The sequence below is a fragment of the Alicyclobacillus shizuokensis NBRC 103103 genome (genome assembly GCF_001552255.1).
GTDB classification, from domain to species: Bacteria; Bacillota; Bacilli; order Alicyclobacillales; family Alicyclobacillaceae; genus Alicyclobacillus_G; species Alicyclobacillus_G shizuokensis.
In genome coordinates this window covers 1-524 of record NZ_BCQV01000146.1, presented here as the reverse complement: position 1 = coordinate 524, position 524 = coordinate 1, and the positions used below count along the sequence as shown (strand labels likewise).

Below are 524 nucleotides of genomic sequence, written 5' to 3'. Positions count from 1 at the left end.
ACTTACCGAAATCGTTCAAATACGGACCATCGTGACCACAAACTACGATAAGTTGTTTGAAGCTGCATATGGAAACGATATTGTAATCCTTACTCAAGATGAACATGTCCCCACCTATGCACTTGATGACCGAGTAAAACTTTATAAAATTCACGGGGATTTTTCATCGCCGACAAAAATGATTTTGAGAAAGAGCGACTACGAGCGGTTCTATAGCAACCATGTGGATGAGTCCCCGCTGTGGAACCAAATCAAATCTATGCTCTCCGCCTCGTCCATTCTCTTCATAGGTTATTCCATGCAAGATTGGGATTTCTCGTTATTATTTAACCAGGTCCAAAAATATCTAGGAGCATATCAAAACGAACACTTCTTCGTTGCCCCGAACATCCCTGAATATCAGATCAATAAGCTTGCCAGCCAAGGAATAGCAGCTATCAGTATGACCGCTGAAGAATTAATTCCGCAAATACATAGAGAGGTTAAACGTCATATCCTTGAAGATGTACAGCGTGGATGGGTGA

Annotated in this window: 1 protein-coding gene; it reads left to right on the top strand. The window is 41.6% G+C overall.

Annotated elements, in window-relative coordinates; all coding sequences use genetic code 11:
• Nucleotides 1-524 (top strand): SIR2 family NAD-dependent protein deacylase (locus tag ASH01S_RS17720; protein WP_169794280.1); only part of this gene is annotated, 524 nt, incomplete at both ends.